Source organism: Cellulomonas olei (genome assembly GCF_039548315.1).
In the GTDB taxonomy this organism is placed as follows: domain Bacteria; phylum Actinomycetota; class Actinomycetes; order Actinomycetales; family Cellulomonadaceae; genus Cellulomonas.
Genome location: NZ_JBCLVN010000042.1, coordinates 49,257 through 64,795, shown reverse-complemented (window position 1 = coordinate 64,795; position 15,539 = coordinate 49,257). Strand labels below are relative to the sequence as shown.

At 75.7% G+C, this 15,539-nt stretch carries 14 protein-coding genes; 6 read left to right on the top strand and 8 right to left on the bottom strand.

The genetic code is table 11. From position 1 onward, the window contains the following. The 4 genes from AAHH18_RS13145 to AAHH18_RS13130 all read right to left on the bottom strand — a co-directional run. Nucleotides 1–214, bottom strand: a 214-nt coding sequence (locus AAHH18_RS13145) for a hypothetical protein (RefSeq protein ID WP_343301922.1), incomplete at its 3' end; no start/stop codon positions are given. A 43-nt stretch (nt 215–257) separates the two neighbouring features. Beyond that, a complete protein-coding gene (locus AAHH18_RS13140) occupies nt 258–2,273 on the bottom strand; it encodes a hypothetical protein (protein WP_343301921.1) in 2,016 nt (671 codons plus the stop codon). Next, nucleotides 2,270–4,312: an ATP-binding protein gene (locus tag AAHH18_RS13135; RefSeq protein WP_343301920.1), complete on the bottom strand. Its 2,043-nt coding sequence runs from the start codon at nt 4,310–4,312 to the stop codon at nt 2,270–2,272. The genes AAHH18_RS13140 and AAHH18_RS13135 overlap by 4 nt, the downstream gene beginning before the upstream one ends. Continuing rightward, nucleotides 4,309–4,797: a type III secretion system chaperone family protein gene (locus AAHH18_RS13130; protein WP_283320022.1), complete on the bottom strand. Its 489-nt coding sequence runs from the start codon at nt 4,795–4,797 to the stop codon at nt 4,309–4,311. Before AAHH18_RS13130 ends, AAHH18_RS13135 begins: the two co-directional genes overlap by 4 nt. A 266-nt stretch (nt 4,798–5,063) precedes the next feature. On the opposite strand from AAHH18_RS13130, the gene AAHH18_RS13125 reads away from it, so the two are divergent. Beyond that, entirely contained in the window at nt 5,064–5,555 is a 492-nt protein-coding gene (locus tag AAHH18_RS13125; protein WP_283320021.1) for a type III secretion system chaperone family protein, read from the top strand. Further along, nucleotides 5,552–6,058, top strand: coding sequence for a type III secretion system chaperone family protein (locus AAHH18_RS13120; protein WP_343301919.1), 507 nt, complete (start codon nt 5,552–5,554; stop codon nt 6,056–6,058). The genes AAHH18_RS13125 and AAHH18_RS13120 overlap by 4 nt, the downstream gene beginning before the upstream one ends. Nucleotides 6,059–6,131: 73 nt before the next feature. Here AAHH18_RS13120 and miaB read toward each other — a convergent pair whose 3' ends face one another. After that, nucleotides 6,132–7,742, bottom strand: coding sequence for a tRNA (N6-isopentenyl adenosine(37)-C2)-methylthiotransferase MiaB (gene miaB / locus AAHH18_RS13115; RefSeq protein WP_343301918.1), 1,611 nt, complete (start codon nt 7,740–7,742; stop codon nt 6,132–6,134). A 155-nt stretch (nt 7,743–7,897) separates the two neighbouring features. On the opposite strand from miaB, the gene AAHH18_RS13110 reads away from it, so the two are divergent. The 4 genes from AAHH18_RS13110 (at nt 7,898) to AAHH18_RS13095 (ending at nt 11,383) form a co-directional block, all read left to right on the top strand. Further along, the gene (locus tag AAHH18_RS13110) at nt 7,898–8,686 is read left to right on the top strand and encodes an amino acid ABC transporter ATP-binding protein (protein WP_343301917.1); all 789 of its coding nucleotides are present in this window, start codon (nt 7,898–7,900) and stop codon (nt 8,684–8,686) included. A gap of 149 nt (nt 8,687–8,835) precedes the next feature. Then, nucleotides 8,836–9,711 (top strand): glutamate ABC transporter substrate-binding protein, encoded by an 876-nt coding sequence (locus tag AAHH18_RS13105; RefSeq protein WP_343301916.1) that lies wholly within the window; start codon nt 8,836–8,838, stop codon nt 9,709–9,711. Between the two features lie 75 nt (nt 9,712–9,786). Further along, entirely contained in the window at nt 9,787–10,437 is a 651-nt protein-coding gene (locus tag AAHH18_RS13100) for an amino acid ABC transporter permease (protein ID WP_283320016.1), read from the top strand. A 49-nt stretch (nt 10,438–10,486) separates the two neighbouring features. After that, nucleotides 10,487–11,383: an amino acid ABC transporter permease gene (locus tag AAHH18_RS13095; protein ID WP_343301915.1), complete on the top strand. Its 897-nt coding sequence runs from the start codon at nt 10,487–10,489 to the stop codon at nt 11,381–11,383. A gap of 38 nt (nt 11,384–11,421) precedes the next feature. Here AAHH18_RS13095 and rny read toward each other — a convergent pair whose 3' ends face one another. The 3 genes from rny to recA form a co-directional block, all read right to left on the bottom strand. Next, nucleotides 11,422–12,975: a ribonuclease Y gene (gene rny, locus AAHH18_RS13090; protein ID WP_343301914.1), complete on the bottom strand. Its 1,554-nt coding sequence runs from the start codon at nt 12,973–12,975 to the stop codon at nt 11,422–11,424. Nucleotides 12,976–13,172: 197 nt separating this feature from the next. Continuing rightward, entirely contained in the window at nt 13,173–14,453 is a 1,281-nt protein-coding gene (locus AAHH18_RS13085; protein WP_343301913.1) for a RecX family transcriptional regulator, read from the bottom strand. Continuing rightward, nucleotides 14,453–15,493 (bottom strand): recombinase RecA, encoded by a 1,041-nt coding sequence (recA, locus tag AAHH18_RS13080; protein WP_283320013.1) that lies wholly within the window; start codon nt 15,491–15,493, stop codon nt 14,453–14,455. Before recA ends, AAHH18_RS13085 begins: the two co-directional genes overlap by 1 nt. Between the last annotated feature and the right edge of the window lie 46 nt (nt 15,494–15,539).

The following is a 15,539-nucleotide window of genomic DNA, read 5'->3' as shown; positions in this document are numbered from 1 at the left end:
GTACGCCGGCGACCGGCTCGGCCGGCACGCCGGCGGCCGGATCGGCGGGCACGCCGGCGACCGGCTCGGCGGGCACGTCCGGCGGCAGGCCGGGCACCGCCGCGCCGAGCAGCGCGAGCGCCTCCTCGCGCAGCGCGGACGCGGGGTCCTCCCGGCCGGCCGCGCCGGGGACGAGCAGCGCCGTATCGGGCAGGAACACCACGGCCGGTCGCACCCCCCGACCGTATCCCGCCGCCCGGCGTCCGCGCGGCCCCGGCTCAGGACGTCAGCGAGCGCGCGAGCTCGTCGGCCCGGGCGTCCTGCCCGGAGCGGCGCAGCACGTCGACCAGGTCGTTCGCGGCCTCGCCCCGCGGGCCCCGCTGCCGGGCGGCGGTGAAGCCCTCGACGGCGGACTCCAGGTGCCACACGGCCTCGTCGACGCGGCCGAGCCCGTCGTGCAGGCGACCGGCCAGCCAGAACGCGTGCGCGGCGTCGGCGGGCGCACCGAGCGCGGCGTACGCCTCGGCGGCCCGCTGCGCACGTGCCGCGGCGTCCTGCGCGCGGCCGTCGCCGCCGAGCGTGGCCAGCAGCCGGGCGGCGGCGTCCTCCAGGTCGGCCGCGGCGCGGCGGTCGGCCGCCTGCTCCCGCGCGACCAGGGCCTCCGCGCGGTCCTCGTCCGCGGAGGGCGGTGCGTCCAGGCGCGCGGCGAGCGCCGCGGTCAGGTCGTCCGTCTCGCGCAGCACGGCGGCGGCGTCGCCGGTGGCGGCGGCCGCGCGCGCCCACTGCACGACCACCGGGGCGAGCGCCGCGGGCGGCAGGCCCCCGGCGCGCAGGCGAGGGACTGCCGCGGCGTAGCCCGCCGACGCCCCGTCGTCGTCGCCGAGCACCTGGGCGCAGTGCGCGGCCTCGGCGTAGGCGAAGCCGGAGTCCGCGAGCAGCCCCGCGTGCTCGGCCGCGACAGCGGCGTCGAGGTACGCGGCGGCGGCCGCCTCCGGGTCTCCCGCCGCGACGAGGCGCTCGGCCTCCGCGACGAGCGCGTCGGGGGCGGCGTGCTGCGCGTGCGTCCCCCGACCCGCGCCGTGCGCGCCGACCTCGTCCACGGGTGCGGGGTCCGGGTCACCCGCCGGTGCGCCGGCCGGTGACCCGGCGCCCGCGGCACCGGCGCCCGCTGCCCCGGCGCTCCCGAGCCCGCGCGGCAGCACGTCGAGGTCCAGCACGTCGTCGGCGGGCTCGGTCCGCCACGCCCGTTCGACCGCCTCGGACTCCGACGACGTCCCGTTGCGGGCGTCGAACCGCGCGGCGAGCTCCGCCGCCTGGGCGCGCAGCCAGTCGTCGAGCTCGGCGACGGTCGCGGCCGGGACCCGGTCCAGGCGCAGCGGGTGGTCGCCGTGCTCCGGGCGCAGCACGTGGGTCGCCGCCCCGACGAGGCGCGAGAACGCCAGGCGCGAGTACGGGGTGTCCCCGCCGGTCAGGTACTGCTGGTCCGCCTCGATCGCGCGCAGCGCCCGCTCGGCCTGCCCGCCGCGGGCGAGCAGCCGGATGCGCCGGCCGCGGGCGCCGACCATGTCGGACTCCGCCTCGGCCAGCGCGGCGACGGCCCGCCGGTGGGCCCGGGCGGCGTCGCGGGGGCGACCCGTGTCCAGGTAGGCCTCCGCGAGGTACGACAGCATGTCGGCCGGCTCGGACGCGCACGACGGGTCCTGCGCGAGCGTCTGCTCGATCAGGCGGATGCCCTCGGGGACCCGGTCCGTCGCGAGCAGCCACGCCGCGCGGTCGCCGGGGTCGCACGCCTCGCACTGGGACCAGTCGTCCCGCGGCGTGGCGACCCACGCCTGGTACGCCGCCTCCGCGTCGGCGGCGCCCCGCTGGCGCGCCCACGCGAACCGCTCGTACGCGACGGCGTCCATGCCGTTGCCGGCGAGCGCGTAGCGACGCTCCATGTCGGCGAGCGTCCGGTCGATCTGCTCGGCGGGCACCGTCGGGAAGTCCGCGAGCGCGCTGACCATCCACTTGAACGACCAGAACAGCGCGTGCCGGTCCTGCGCGTCGAAGTGCTCCGGGTGCTCGTCCCACCAGCGCAGCAGCCGGGCGAACGCGACGAACGACCGGTCCACCTCCCCGCCCCACTGGTAGGCCTCGACGAGCGTGCTCAGCGCGTACGCCCGCGCGGCGTCCGGGCCCTCGGCGTCGACCAGCCGCACCTGCCGCTCGGCGGCCTGCGTCCGGGCGAGCCCGTACGGCATCTGCCGCACCCGGGTGATCTCGCGGTTGGCGTCGTCCAGCGTGCGGGTCACGCGCGCTCCTGTCCTGCCGGTCCCCCGGCGTCCTCGTCGTCCTGGTCGTCCCGGTGGTCCCGGTGGTCCCGGTGGTCCCGGCCGGGGACGTCGGTCCCCCGGCCGGCCGCGCCGCCGAGCCCGGCGCGCAGCAGCACCGCCAGGGACCCGGTCATGAGCTCGGACTCCCGGGCGCGCAGCGGCTCGCCGGCCAGCAGCAGCGCCGAGACGTACAGCGACCGGACCCCGGCCGCCGCGACCTCGCCGGGCGGGGCCGCCAGCAGGTCCCGGACCACCGGGCTCGCGTCGTTGAGCACGAGCCGGCGGGCGGGCACGGGCTCGGCGAACCCGGCGAGCACGTCGCTCCACACGTCGTCGGCCTCGCCCATCGCCGCGTGCAGGTCGCGCTGGTGGTCGCCGTCCCGGTCGTGCAGGAGCACGGCCGGCAGGTCCGCCGGCTCGAACGTGCGCAGCAGGACGTCGCAGTCCTGGGGGCGCAGCACCGCGCCCGCCGCGCGCACGGCGTCGAGCGTCTCCAGCTCCCGCTCCGGCGCCGGGGCGGCGAGCACCTGGGCGATGTCACCCGCCCCGAGGGGGCGCACCTCGACGCCGAGGCGGTTGCGCCCGGAGAGCCGTGCCAGCAGGTCGGCGTCGTAGACGTAGCCGGCGTTCACGACCGCCACGCCCTGCGCCCGCGCGACGGGGGCGATCCGCCGGTAGTCCTCCAGCGTCGGGGCGAACACGACCCGGCCGTGCTCCTGCGCGACCTCGGCCAGGGTCAGCGTCCCGTCCGTCGTCTCGTAGGGCAGGATCCGCGCCGCGAGGTCGAGCATCGTGTCGTCCGTGAGCGCGAGCGACCGCACCGCCAGGTGGTGCGTGGCGACGAACTGCCGCGCGAGCGCCGTCCCCGACTCGAGCGTGCGCAGGGTCCAGTCCCGGACCTGCCCGGCGAGCGCCTCCTGCGTCGCGAGCAGCACCTCGTCGGTGTAGAGCTGCTCGCGCGACGCGGTGGGCCGCAGCGCGGAGGCGTCGATCGCGCAGCGCACGAAGAACGCCCACTCGGGCAGCAGCCCCTCCACGCGCGCGCCCAGCAGCATCCGCTTCACGGAGACGCGGTGCGTGCCGCCACCGCCCGGCGGGACCGCGGCCGGCAGCACGAACGCGACGCCGGTGACCCCCGCGAGGGGCACCTCCAGGTCGAGGTGCGCCAGCGGCGTGAAGCCGAAGGTCTGCTCGCAGTACCGCTCCAGCGCGCGGGTGCGCGCGGCGTCGTCGGCGTGCGTCCGCGCCCACGGCAGGTCGGGGACGGTGACACGGCGCCACGCGTGCCCGGGTCGCGCCCCGCCGTCCGCGAGCACCCGCGTGCGGGTGGCCGGGTCACGGTCGACCGCGCCCGCCCCGCCCGCGCCCGCCCCGCCCGCGCCCGTCGTGCCGGGCCCGCCGAGCGGCACCTCCACCGCCACGTCCACGGGCAGCAGCGACCCGAACTCCGCCGCGAGCGCCGCCACGGTCTCCCCCGCGAGCCAGTGCTCGAGGTCCCGGCGCGGCCGCAGCAGCACCGTGCTCCCGGGCGGCAGGTCCGCCGCGGGCAGCTCCGCCAGGTCGTACGAGCCGTCCGCGCGCCCGAGCCAGCGGATCGCGGCGGCACCCGGGTCCCGGGCGGACCGCGACACCAGCTCGATCTCGTCGGCGACCATGAACGCGGACAGCAGGCCGATGCCGAACTGCCCCAGGAACTCCTCCCGGCCCAGCCCGAGGTCGAGGTCCCGCTTGGACGACCGGCCGACGGTCGCCAGCAGCTCCTCGGCCTCCGCGCGGGTCAGGCCGACGCCAGAGTCCACCACCGCCAGCGACCCGTCCGCCAGCGGCCGCAGCCGCACGGTCGCCGGGCACGCCGGGTCCACCGCACGCCGCGCCGTGATGGCGTCGACGCCGTTCTGCAGCAGCTCGCGCACGTACACGCGGGGGCCGGAGTACAGGTGCCGGGCGAGCAGGTCGACGACGCCGTGGAGGTCGACCTGGAACGCCCGGCCGGTGGTGGGCTCGAGCGGCACGGTCACTCGGCCTCGAGCTCCGCCTTCGCCGTGGCGGCCTGCTCCGGGAACTGCTCGTCGAGGTGCTCGAACAGGCTCAGGGCGGTGGTGATGCCGCACGCGAGGTGCAGGTCGAGCTGCTCGTCCGTCAGCCCGTGCTCGTAGTCGACGGTGTGCTCGGCGTAGACGCCGACGACCTCGCCCTCGGGGCGGACGTAGCCCTTCGGCCAGAGCTTCTCGGAGTTCCAGCTGTTGACGAGGTCGACGACGCGCGCGTACTCGTCGACGGAGACCTTCCGGTTCCAGCGGCCGCGGACCTGCAGGTACTCCTGCTGGCCCCCGAGGCGGAAGAAGTAGAACAGGTGCCCGTCCCAGTAGCCGCCGATGTCGCCGTCGTCGTCGACCCCGTAGCGCATGTCCCGGGCGTCCAGCACGGCCGTGATCCGGTCGTGCGTCAGCGCCTCGGTGGCGGGCGCCGATCCCGTGGCCTCCGGCTTGGTGAAGAACCCCATGTCCGTCCTCAGTCTCGTGCGGCGCCCGTCGGCGCCGCTGCTTGGCGTCGGTGCAGGTGGTGGCCGTGCCGCCCCTGCCCGATCGAGCCTAAGCCCACTCGCCTCGGCGTGCGGCGGCCCGCCCACGCCCGCGGGCGCGATCCCTGGCGTCGTCGGCGGCCCCGGGTAGGGTTTCCGGCATGGGTCTGTTCCGGAATCGCCGGTCGCGCCGCGACCCGGACCGGCCGGGTCCTGCGCCGCAGCCCGGGGGTCGTCCCGGTGCGCCCGTGGCAGGTCGCGGCGGGCGCCCGGCGGGGGCTGGTGCCGCGGTCACCGTCGACGACGGCCGGCCCACGCCGCTGACGCCCGAGCGGGTGCAGCGGTGGTTCGAGGAGCACGACTTCCACTACTTCGTCGACAACGACGGCGACCTCGGCGGCCTGTGGCGGGGACGGCTGTTCTACTTCTTCCTGTTCGGCGACCAGCAGGAGATCCTCCAGGTCCGCGGGCAGTGGAACCGGGAGATCGCGATCGAGCGCCTCGAGGAGGTGCTCGACGCCTGCACCGAGTGGAACGCCGAGCGGATCTGGCCGAAGGCGTACGTGCGGGTCCGCGACAACGGCATGGTCCACGTCGTCGCGGAGGTCTCCACCGACCTCGAGCACGGCGCGACCGACGAGCAGCTCAGCCAGCTGCTGTTCTGCGGCGTCTCGACGTCCAGCACGTTCTTCGACGCGATCGACGAGCTGTACCCGGACCCCGCGGCGGCGGCACCGTGACGGCGCGCACGCCGGGGTGGCTCTCCCGCGTCCTCGCGCCGCGCACGCCGCAGGGCACCGGTGAGCGGCGGGTCGCCCCGCAGGCCCGGCCCACGCCGCTCACCCGCGACCGCGTCGCGGCGGCGCTGTCCGCGCGGGGCTACCACTTCCGCGTGGACGAGGACGGTGACCTGACCGGCGTCTGGAACGACTCGCGGTTCTGGTTCCTGCTGCTCGGCGAGCACGAGGAGATCCTGCAGGTCCGGGGCCGGTGGCACCGCCAGCTCCCGGTGGACGGCCGGCGGGCCGTCGCGCTCGCCCTGAACGACTGGAACCGCGAGCGCATCTGGCCGAAGCTCTACCTCCGCGAGGAGGAGGGCCAGGTCGCGGTGTACAGCGAGGTGTCGACCGACCTGGAGCACGGCGTCACGGACGAGCAGCTCGACCAGCTCGTGTCGTGCGGCCTCGGCACCGGGGTGCAGGCGTTCGCGTCGTTCGAGACGCTGCCGCCGCCGCAGGTCTGACACCGCGCGCGGTCCTGGTGCGGCTCCGGGCGGCACCCGCGCAGCGGTCGTCCCCCGCGCGGCTCAGCGCGCCTCAGCGCGGCCCGGTGCCGACCGTCGGCAGGCCCAGCAGCACCGGCGCCGCCGGTCCGCCCGAGCCCGCCCCGGTGCCGCACGCGTCACCCGCACCGCCGTGCGCGTGGTCGTCCCCGCCCTGCGCGCGACGCTCCCACGCGTCGCCCGCACGGGTGCGGCGCACCGCGAACGTGCCACCGAGCGCCCCGGAGTCCGCCTCCAGGTGGTGGGGCGCCGCCCGGGTGATGTCGACCGTCACCAGGTCGCCGGGCCGGGGCGCGTCGGCGGGGTCCAGGCCCTCCGGCACGGCGAGGTGCACGAGGCGGTTGTCGGCGGCGCGACCGGACAGGCGCCGGGTCTCGCCGTCCTTGCGCCCCTCGCCCTCGGCCAGCAGCACCTCGACGGTGCGGCCGACCTGGGCCTGCATCTCCTCGAGCGCGATCCGGTCCTGCAGCGCGACCAGGCGCTCGTAGCGCTCCTGCACGACGGCCTTCGGCAGCTGGTCGGGCAGGTCGGCCGCGGGGGTGCCGGGGCGCGGCGAGTACTGGAACGTGAACGCGGACGAGAACCGGGACGCCTCGACGACCCGCAGCGTCTCCGCGAAGTCCTCCTCGGTCTCCCCCGGGAACCCGACGATGATGTCGGTCGTGATCGCGGCGTGCGGCATCCGCTCGCGGACCCGGTCGAGGATGCCCAGGAACTTCTCCGACCGGTAGGACCGCCGCATCGCCCGCAGGATCCGGTCCGAGCCGGACTGCAACGGCATGTGCAGGCTCGGCATGACGGCGGGCGTCTCCGCCATCGCCGCGATGACGTCGTCGGTGAACGCCGCCGGGTGCGGGGAGGTGAACCGCAGCCGCTCGAGTCCGGGGGTGGCGCCCGCGGCGCGCAGCAGCTTCGCGAACGCGCCGCGGTCGCCGAACTCGACGCCGTACGAGTTCACGTTCTGCCCGAGCAGCGTCACCTCGATCGCGCCCTGCTCCACCAGCGCGGAGACCTCGGCCAGCACCTCGCCCGGACGCCGGTCGCGCTCCTTGCCCCGCAGGTGCGGCACGATGCAGAACGTGCACGTGTTGTTGCACCCGACGCTGATCGACACCCAGCCGGCGTAGACCGACTCGCGGCGGGTGGGCAGCGTCGAGGGGAAGACCTTGAGCGACTCCTCGATCTCGACCTCGGCGGCCCGGTTGTGGCGCGCCCGCTCCAGCAGCACCGGGAGCACGTCGAGGTTGTGGGTGCCGAACACGACGTCCACCCAGGGCGCGCGCTCGACGATCCCGGAGCGGTCCTTCTGGGCGAGGCAGCCGCCCACGGCGATCTGCATCCCGCCCGGGCGGGTGCGCTTGGCCCCCGCGAGCCGGCCGAGGTTGCCGTACAGGCGGTCGGCGGCGTTCTCGCGCACCGCGCAGGTGTTGATGACGATGACGTCGGCGTCCTCCGCGGCCGCGGCCTCCGGCGACGCGGCGACGTAGCCGGCCTGCTCGAGCATGCCCGCCATGTGCTCGGAGTCGTGCACGTTCATCTGGCACCCGAGCGTCTTCACGAGGTAGGTGCGCGGGGCGGCGCCGGCGGTCGGGACGGCGAGGTCCGCGAGGCCGGTCGCGGCGGGGGGCGTGGTCGTCGTGCTCATCGCGGACAAGGGTACGTCCGTCCCCCGCGGGCCCTCGCGAGCGGCGGCGAGCCAGTGCGCGGACGCCGCCCGACGGACCCGGTCACGGCGATCCTGTGACCGTCCCGTGACCTGAACGGGTGGCGGCTGTCACATCCGCCGCCTAGGTTCCGAGGATGGCGCAGCCCGACCCGGCCCCGGCCCCCGCAGCAGCACGCCCGCACGGCGGCGAGCCCCTCGTCGTCCTGGACCACGTCAACAAGCACTTCGGCGACCTGCACGTGCTGCAGGACGTCAGCCTCACCGTGCACCGCGGCGAGGTGGTCGTCGTCATCGGCCCGTCCGGCTCCGGCAAGTCGACGCTGTGCCGCACGATCAACCGGCTCGAGACCATCGAGTCCGGCACGATCACCCTGGACGGCCAGCCGCTGCCCGCGGAGGGACGCGACCTCGCGCGGCTGCGCGCCGACGTCGGCATGGTGTTCCAGTCGTTCAACCTGTTCGCGCACCGCACGGTCCTGCAGAACGTCACGCTCGGCCTGCGCAAGGTGCGGCGCCTCGGGGCGTCCGAGGCCCGGGAGCGCGCGATGGAGCTGCTCGAGCGCGTCGGCGTCGCGAGCCAGTCCCGCAAGCTGCCCGCCCAGCTCTCCGGCGGGCAGCAGCAGCGCGTCGCGATCGCCCGGGCGCTCGCCATGGAGCCGAAGGTCATGCTGTTCGACGAGCCGACCTCCGCCCTCGACCCCGAGATGATCAACGAGGTGCTCGACGTCATGGTGTCCCTCGCCGGCGAGGGCATGACCATGGTCGTCGTCACGCACGAGATGGGGTTCGCCCGCCGTGCGGCCGACCGGGTCGTCTTCATGGACGGCGGCGCGGTCGTCGAGGAGGCCGACCCCGAGACGTTCTTCACGGCCCCGCGCAGCGACCGCGCCCGCGACTTCCTGTCGAAGATCCTCACCCACTGACCGGCCACCGCGTCCTGCGCGGCCCGGCAGCCCGTCCCCCGCCCCTGCGACCCGACCACCACGGCACCACCGCACCGACCGCACCGAGAGCACCGACCGGAACCGACACGACACCGACCGACACGCACGCGACGCAAGGAGACAGCCCGATGAGAACCCGCACCGCAGGACCGATCGCCCTCGCCGCCGCCTCCGTCCTCGCCCTAACCGCCTGCGGCGGCTCGGACGACGGCGACGGGGCCAGCCCGGAGGTCTCCGACGTCGAGGCCGCCGACTTCCCCGAGGGGTCCACGATGGCGGAGCTCGCCGAGGCCGGCTCCATCACGATCGGCACCAAGTTCGACCAGCCGCTGTTCGGGCTGGTCGGGCCGGACGGCACGCCCGAGGGCTTCGACGTCGAGATCGGCCGGATCATCGCCGGTGCGCTCGGCATCCCCGAGGACGGCATCCAGTGGACCGAGACCATCTCCTCCAACCGGGAGTCGTTCATCCAGTCCGGCCAGGTCGACATCGTCATCGCGACGTACACGATCAACGACGAGCGCAAGGAGGTCGTGTCGTTCGCCGGCCCGTACTACGAGGCCGGGCAGTCGATCCTCACGCTCGCGGAGAACGAGGACATCCAGGGCCCGGACGACCTCGCCGGGAAGAAGGTCTGCACCGTCTCCGGCTCGACGCCCGAGGCGAACCTGCTCGAGAACTTCCCGGACACCGAGGTCGTGCCGTTCGGCGCGTACTCCGACTGCCTCGAGCCGCTGCGCGGCGGCCAGGTCGACGCGATGAGCACGGACAACGTGATCCTCGCCGGGTTCGCGGCGGACGACCCCACCTTCGAGGTGCGCGGCGAGCCCTTCACCGAGGAGCCGTACGGCATCGGGCTCGCGCTCGACGACACCGACTTCCGGATGTGGATCAACGACGTGCTCGAGGAGTCGTACGAGGACGGCACGTGGACCGAGGCGTGGGAGGCCACGGCCGGCACCGTCCTGCCGACGCCGGAGCCGCCGGCGGTCGACCGGTACTGACGCCGCGGGTGGCGCCGGGCGACCCCGCCCGGCGCCACCCGGCCCGCTCCCCGACGCCTCCCTGGAGGGCACTGCGTGGACCTGATCGCCGACAACCTGCCGGCCTACCTCAGCGGCTTCCGGCTGACGCTGCAGCTCACGCTGCTGGCCGGCGCCCTCGCGCTCGTGGCCGGCACCGTCCTCGCCGCGCTGCGCGTGTCGCCGCTGCCGACCCTGCGGGGCGCGGCCGTCGCCTGGGTGGAGCTGCTGCGCAACACGCCGCTGACCCTCGTGTTCTTCTTCCTCGTGTTCGTCGCACCGCAGTTCGGGATCCTGCCGCCGCTCGGGTTCTGGACGGCCGTCATCGCGCTGTCCGCCTACACGTCGGCGTTCGTCTGCGAGGCGGTGCGGTCCGGCATCAACGGGGTCCCGGTCGGGCAGGCGGAGGCCGCCCGCGCCATCGGGCTGACCTTCGGGCAGACCCTCGGGCTCGTGGTGCTGCCGCAGGCGGTGCGGACCGTGGTGCCGCCGCTGATCAACGTCCTCATCGCGCTCGCGAAGAACACCTCCGTCGCGGCCGGGTTCGCCGTCGTCGAGCTCACCGCCGCCGGCCGCCGCGTCGCCCTCGCGAACCCCGCCGAGGCGATCCAGGCGCTCGCCGGGGTCGCGGTGTTCTACCTCGTCATCACCATCCCGGCCGGCTACCTCGCCGGGGTGCTCGAGCGGAAGGTGGCGTTCGCCCGGTGACCCCGACCCGCCACGACCGCCGCACCCACGAGCCCGAGAGGGGCCCGCGATGAGCTCCGTCCTGTACGACCAGCCCGGCCCGCGCGCCCGCCGGCGCGAGCGCATCGGCTCGGTCGCCGGCGCGCTCATGCTGATCGTCCTGCTCGCCCTGGCCTACCGGTACGCGGAGCAGCGCGGCCTGTTCGGGGCCGACCGCTGGGACGTCCTGTACGACCCGCCCAAGAACCAGACCGCCGAGGACGTGTGGCGCTCCATGGTCGTCGTCGGGCTCGGCGCGACCCTGCGCGCGGCGGTGGTCGCCGCGCCGCTCGCCCTGGTGCTCGGGCTGCTGCTCGCGATGTGGCGCACCACCCGGATCGGCTGGCTGCGCGCGCCCGCGACCGTCGTCATCGAGCTGTTCCGCGGCCTGCCCGTGCTGCTGATGATGCTGTTCGCGCTGCTCGGCTTCGGGTGGGACGCGTTCGCCGCCGTGGTGTTCGGCCTCACCGTGTACAACATGGCCATCATCGCCGAGATCCTGCGGGCGGGCCTGGCGTCGCTGCCGCGCGGCCAGTCGGAGGCGGCCGCGGCGATCGGGCTCTCGCGGTGGCAGACGATGCGCCTCGTGCTGCTCCCCCAGGCGGTGCGGACCATGCTCCCGAGCCTCGTCGCCCAGCTCGTCGTGCTGCTCAAGGACTCGTCGCTCGGGTTCATCGTCGGCTACCCCGAGCTGCTCAAGGCCATGCAGAACAACGCCCAGTACTTCGGGAACCGGTACTACGTGGCGCTGTTCGTGCTCGGCGCGGGCACCTACCTCGTGGTCAACCTGTCGCTGACGCGGCTCGCGGTGTGGCTGCAGGGCCGCAGCACGCGCACGGCCGGACGCGCGGGCGCGGACCCGGCGCTCACCGCGGCGGCGGCCGCGACCGCCGGCGGGGGCCGTGGGGGCACCGGGTCGGCGGTCTGACGACACCGCGGCGCGGCCGTCCGGCACCCGTCCGCCGTTCAGCCGGCGGTCGCGCTCGCGCGCACCTCGCGCACCACCGTCACCGTGATCTCGCCCGGGTAGGAAAGGTCGCGCTCGATGTGCCGGGCGATCTCCACCGCGAGCCGCCCGAGGTCGGTGTCCGGGACCTGCGACGGCTCCACGACGACCCGCATCTCGCGCCCGGCCGCCATGGCGAGCGCCCGACGCACGCCCGCGTGGCCGGCGACGAGCTCCTCCAGCTTCTCCAGCCGCTCCACGTGCTGGTCGACGTCCTCGCGGCGGGCACCCGGGCGGGACGCGGACATCGCGTCCGCCACCTGGACGAGCACCGCCTCCACGGTCTCGGCCGGGACCTCGTCGTGGTGGGCGGCGATGCCGTTCACGACCGCGGGCGACTCGCCGTGACGTTCCGCCAGCGCGGCGCCGACCGTCGCGTGCGTGCCGGGCACCTCCCCGGTGAGCGCCTTGCCCACGTCGTGCAGCAGCGCGGCGCGGCGCGCCACCTCGACGTCGGCGCCGAGCTCGCCGGCGACCTGCGCGGCCAGCAACGCGGTCTCCACGACGTGGTCCAGCACGTTCTGCCCGAACGAGGTCCGCAGGCGCAGCCGGCCCAGCACGCGCACCAGCTCGGCGTCCAGACCGCGGACGCCGGCGCGCTCCGCGGCCGCGAGGCCGGCCTCGTCCGCGCGGTCGTCGGCGCCGGCGACCGCCTCGGCGTACGCCGCCTCGATGCGCTGCGGGTTGATCCGCCCGTCGGCCATGAGCGCCTCGAGCGCCACCTGGGCGACCTCGCGGCGGTCCGCGTCGAAGCACGACAGCACCACGGTGTCCGGGGTCTCGTCGACCAGCACGTTCACCCCGGTGAGGGCCTCGAACAGCCGGATGTTGCGACCCTCCTTGCCGATGATCCGGCCCTTCATCTCGTCCGACGGCAGCGGGAGCAGCGTCACCGTGCTCTGGCTGCTCGTGGCGACCGCCGTGCGCTGCGCGGCCGTCGCGAGCACCCTGCGCGCCCGGGCGTCCGCGGTGCGTCGCGCCTGCGCCTCGACGCGGCGGACCGTCGCCGCCGCCGCGGCCTGGGCCTCCGCCGTGAGCCGCCGCACCAGCTCGGCGCGCGCCTCCTCGGCGGTCAGCCCCGACGCCGCCTCCAGCTGCTCGAGGGCGTCCCGCTCGGTGCGGGACCGCAGCTCCGCCGCCTCGCGCGCGGCCGCGTCCCGCGCGCCCGCGAGCTCGCGCTCTGCGGTCCCCCGCGCGTCCGCCGCGGCACGCCGGAGCTCCTCCGCGGCGTCCCGCGCCGCGGCCGCCGCCCGCTCCTTCTCGGCGGCCGCCCGTTCGCGCGTCGTGGCCGCGCGCTCCGCGGCCGTCGCGGACTCCTCACGCTCGGTGGCGCGGGCCTCGCGACGCTGCGCGTCCGCCAGGGAGGCGCGGGCCTCGTCGCGGATGGACTGCACGTCCTCGAGTGCCTGCCGACGGACCGCCGCGGCCTCCCGGCGGGCGACGAGCACGAGCACCAGGGCGACGAGGCACGCCAGCAGGAGGCCGATGACGACCGCGACGTCCTGCACGGGCACGCTCCTCGTCCGGGACGGGCCGGGGCCGGGAGGCCCTGGCGGTGGGGATCGGTTCGGTCCGCGGGCCGTCGCGCACCGCTCGTCGCGGCGCGCCCGGCTGCCGGGACGACGGTCCATTCTCCACCTCGACCCGCGCGTCCCGGTGCGCGACGCACGGGCGGGCGCGGTGTCGACCCTCGACGTCCGCGGGGACGGCGTCAGTCGTCGAGGTCCGCCCCCTCCGCGGCGAGCTCCTCGCGCACGACCCGGGCGACGAGCTCGCCGCCGTAGCCCTTGCGGCCGAGCGCGCCGTACGCACGCCGCAGCCGCGTCTCCCGGTCGAGCCCGCGGGTGGCGGAGAGCTTCTTGCGGGCGAGCGCCCGTGCCGCGCGCTCCTCGTCCTCGTCGTCCACCTGCGCGAGCGCGTCGCGGGCCGTCACGTCGTCGACCCCGCGGCGCCGCAGCTCCTGCGCGATGCCGCGCCGCGACATCCGCCGCTCGGCGTGCCGCGTGCGGACGAGCATCTCGGCGTACGCGCCGTCGTCCACGAGCCCGACGTCCGTGAACCGGTCGAGCACCCGTTCGGCGACCTCCTCCGGGACGTCCTTGCGGGCCATCGCCTCGGCGAGCTGCGCCCGACTCCGCGGAGCCCCGGTCAGCAGCCGCAGCGCGAGGGACCGCGCGACCGACTCCGGGTCGGGTTCCGCGTCCGTCGCGGCAGGGCCGTCCTGCGGGGGCTCGCTCGCCGGTGCCCTGCGCCGCCCGCGCGTCGGACGCCGGCCTCCCGCGCCGTCCCGGCGCCGGGTGTCCCCGGCAGCGGGCTCGGCGTCCTCCTCCGTCGGCGGGACACCACCAGTGCCCTGCGATCCGACCGCGCCCGCACCGCGTGCGGACGCCCGGGCGGTCGACGCCTGACCGTCGCCGGCCGGCCGGGCCAGGATCTCGGCCACGCGCGCCGCGAGCTCGGCCGTCGTGGCCACCACCTCGGACCGGTCACGCGCGCGTTCCGGGCGGGGGGCCGTGTCCGGCCCCACCGGTCCACCGACGCCGGCGATCTCGCCGACGTCGGCCGGCTCGCCGTCGGCGTGCGCCCCGGCGGCGGCCGGCTCGACGTCAGCCGAGTCGGCGTCGCCCTGCGCCCCGGCGATGACGGGCCCGGCGGGCGTCCCCTGCGAGGCCCCCGGCTGCGCAGCCCGTCCGGGCGTCGCCGGGGCCGTCGACCCCGGCGACCCCACCTCGGCCCAGGCGGACGGCACGGGCCGGTCGTCGTCCCACACGGACGTCTCGTCGTGACGCCCGAACGCGTCCGGTGCGGCGGCACCCGTGACAGCCGAACGGCCGTCGACGGGGGCGACCTCGTCGTCCCAGGCCGACGTGTCGGACGCGGAGAGGTCGTCCCACGCCGATCCGCCGGCCTCCCCCGGGACGTCCCACGCCCCGGACCGGCCGGACGGGGTGCGTCCGGCCGGCCGCGCGACCTGGTCGTGCTCGGCCGACATCAGAAGTCGACCTTCACCTCCGCGCCGGCCGGAGCGTCGACCTTCGCGCCGATGCCGAGCTTCTCCTTGATCTTCTTCTCGATCTCCGCCGCCAGGTCCGGGTTGTCGCGCAGGAACCCGCGCGCGTTCTCCTTGCCCTGACCGAGCTGGTCGCCCTCGTAGGTGAACCAGGAGCCGGACTTGCGGATGAAGCCGTGCTCCACGCCCATGTCGATGAGGCCACCCTCACGGGAGATGCCGACGCCGTAGAGGATGTCGAACTCGGCCTGCTTGAACGGCGGCGCCATCTTGTTCTTGACGATCTTGACGCGGGTGCGGTTGCCGACGGCGTCCGACCCCTCCTTGAGGGTCTCGATGCGCCGGATGTCCATGCGCACGGAGGCGTAGAACTTGAGCGCCTTGCCACCGGTCGTCGTCTCGGGCGAGCCGAAGAACACGCCGATCTTCTCGCGCAGCTGGTTGATGAAGATCGCCGTCGTCCCGGAGGCGTTGAGCGCACCGGTGATCTTGCGCAGCGCCTGCGACATGAGGCGGGCCTGGAGGCCGACGTGGCTGTCACCCATCTCGCCCTCGATCTCCGCCTTGGGCACGAGCGCCGCGACGGAGTCGATGACGATGATGTCGATCGCACCCGAGCGGATCAGCATGTCCATGATCTCGAGCGCCTGCTCACCGGTGTCCGGCTGGGAGACGAGCAGGGCGTCGGTGTCGACGCCCAGCTTCTTCGCGTAGTCCGGGTCCAGCGCGTGCTCGGCGTCGATGAACGCCGCGATGCCGCCGGCACGCTGCGCGTTGGCGACGGCGTGGAGCGCGACGGTCGTCTTGCCGGAGGACTCCGGGCCGTACACCTCGACGACGCGGCCCTTGGGCAGGCCACCGATGCCGAGCGCGACGTCGAGGGCGATCGAGCCGGTCGGGATCACCTCGACGGGGGCGCGCCCCTCTTCGCCGAGGCGCATGATCGAGCCCTTGCCGAACTGGCGGTCGATCTGGCTGAGTGCGGCCTCGAGGGCCTTCTCGCGGTCCTGGGGAGCGGGCATGTCACACCTCGTCGTCTCGTGCAGCGTCGCGCTGCGCCTGCGGGGG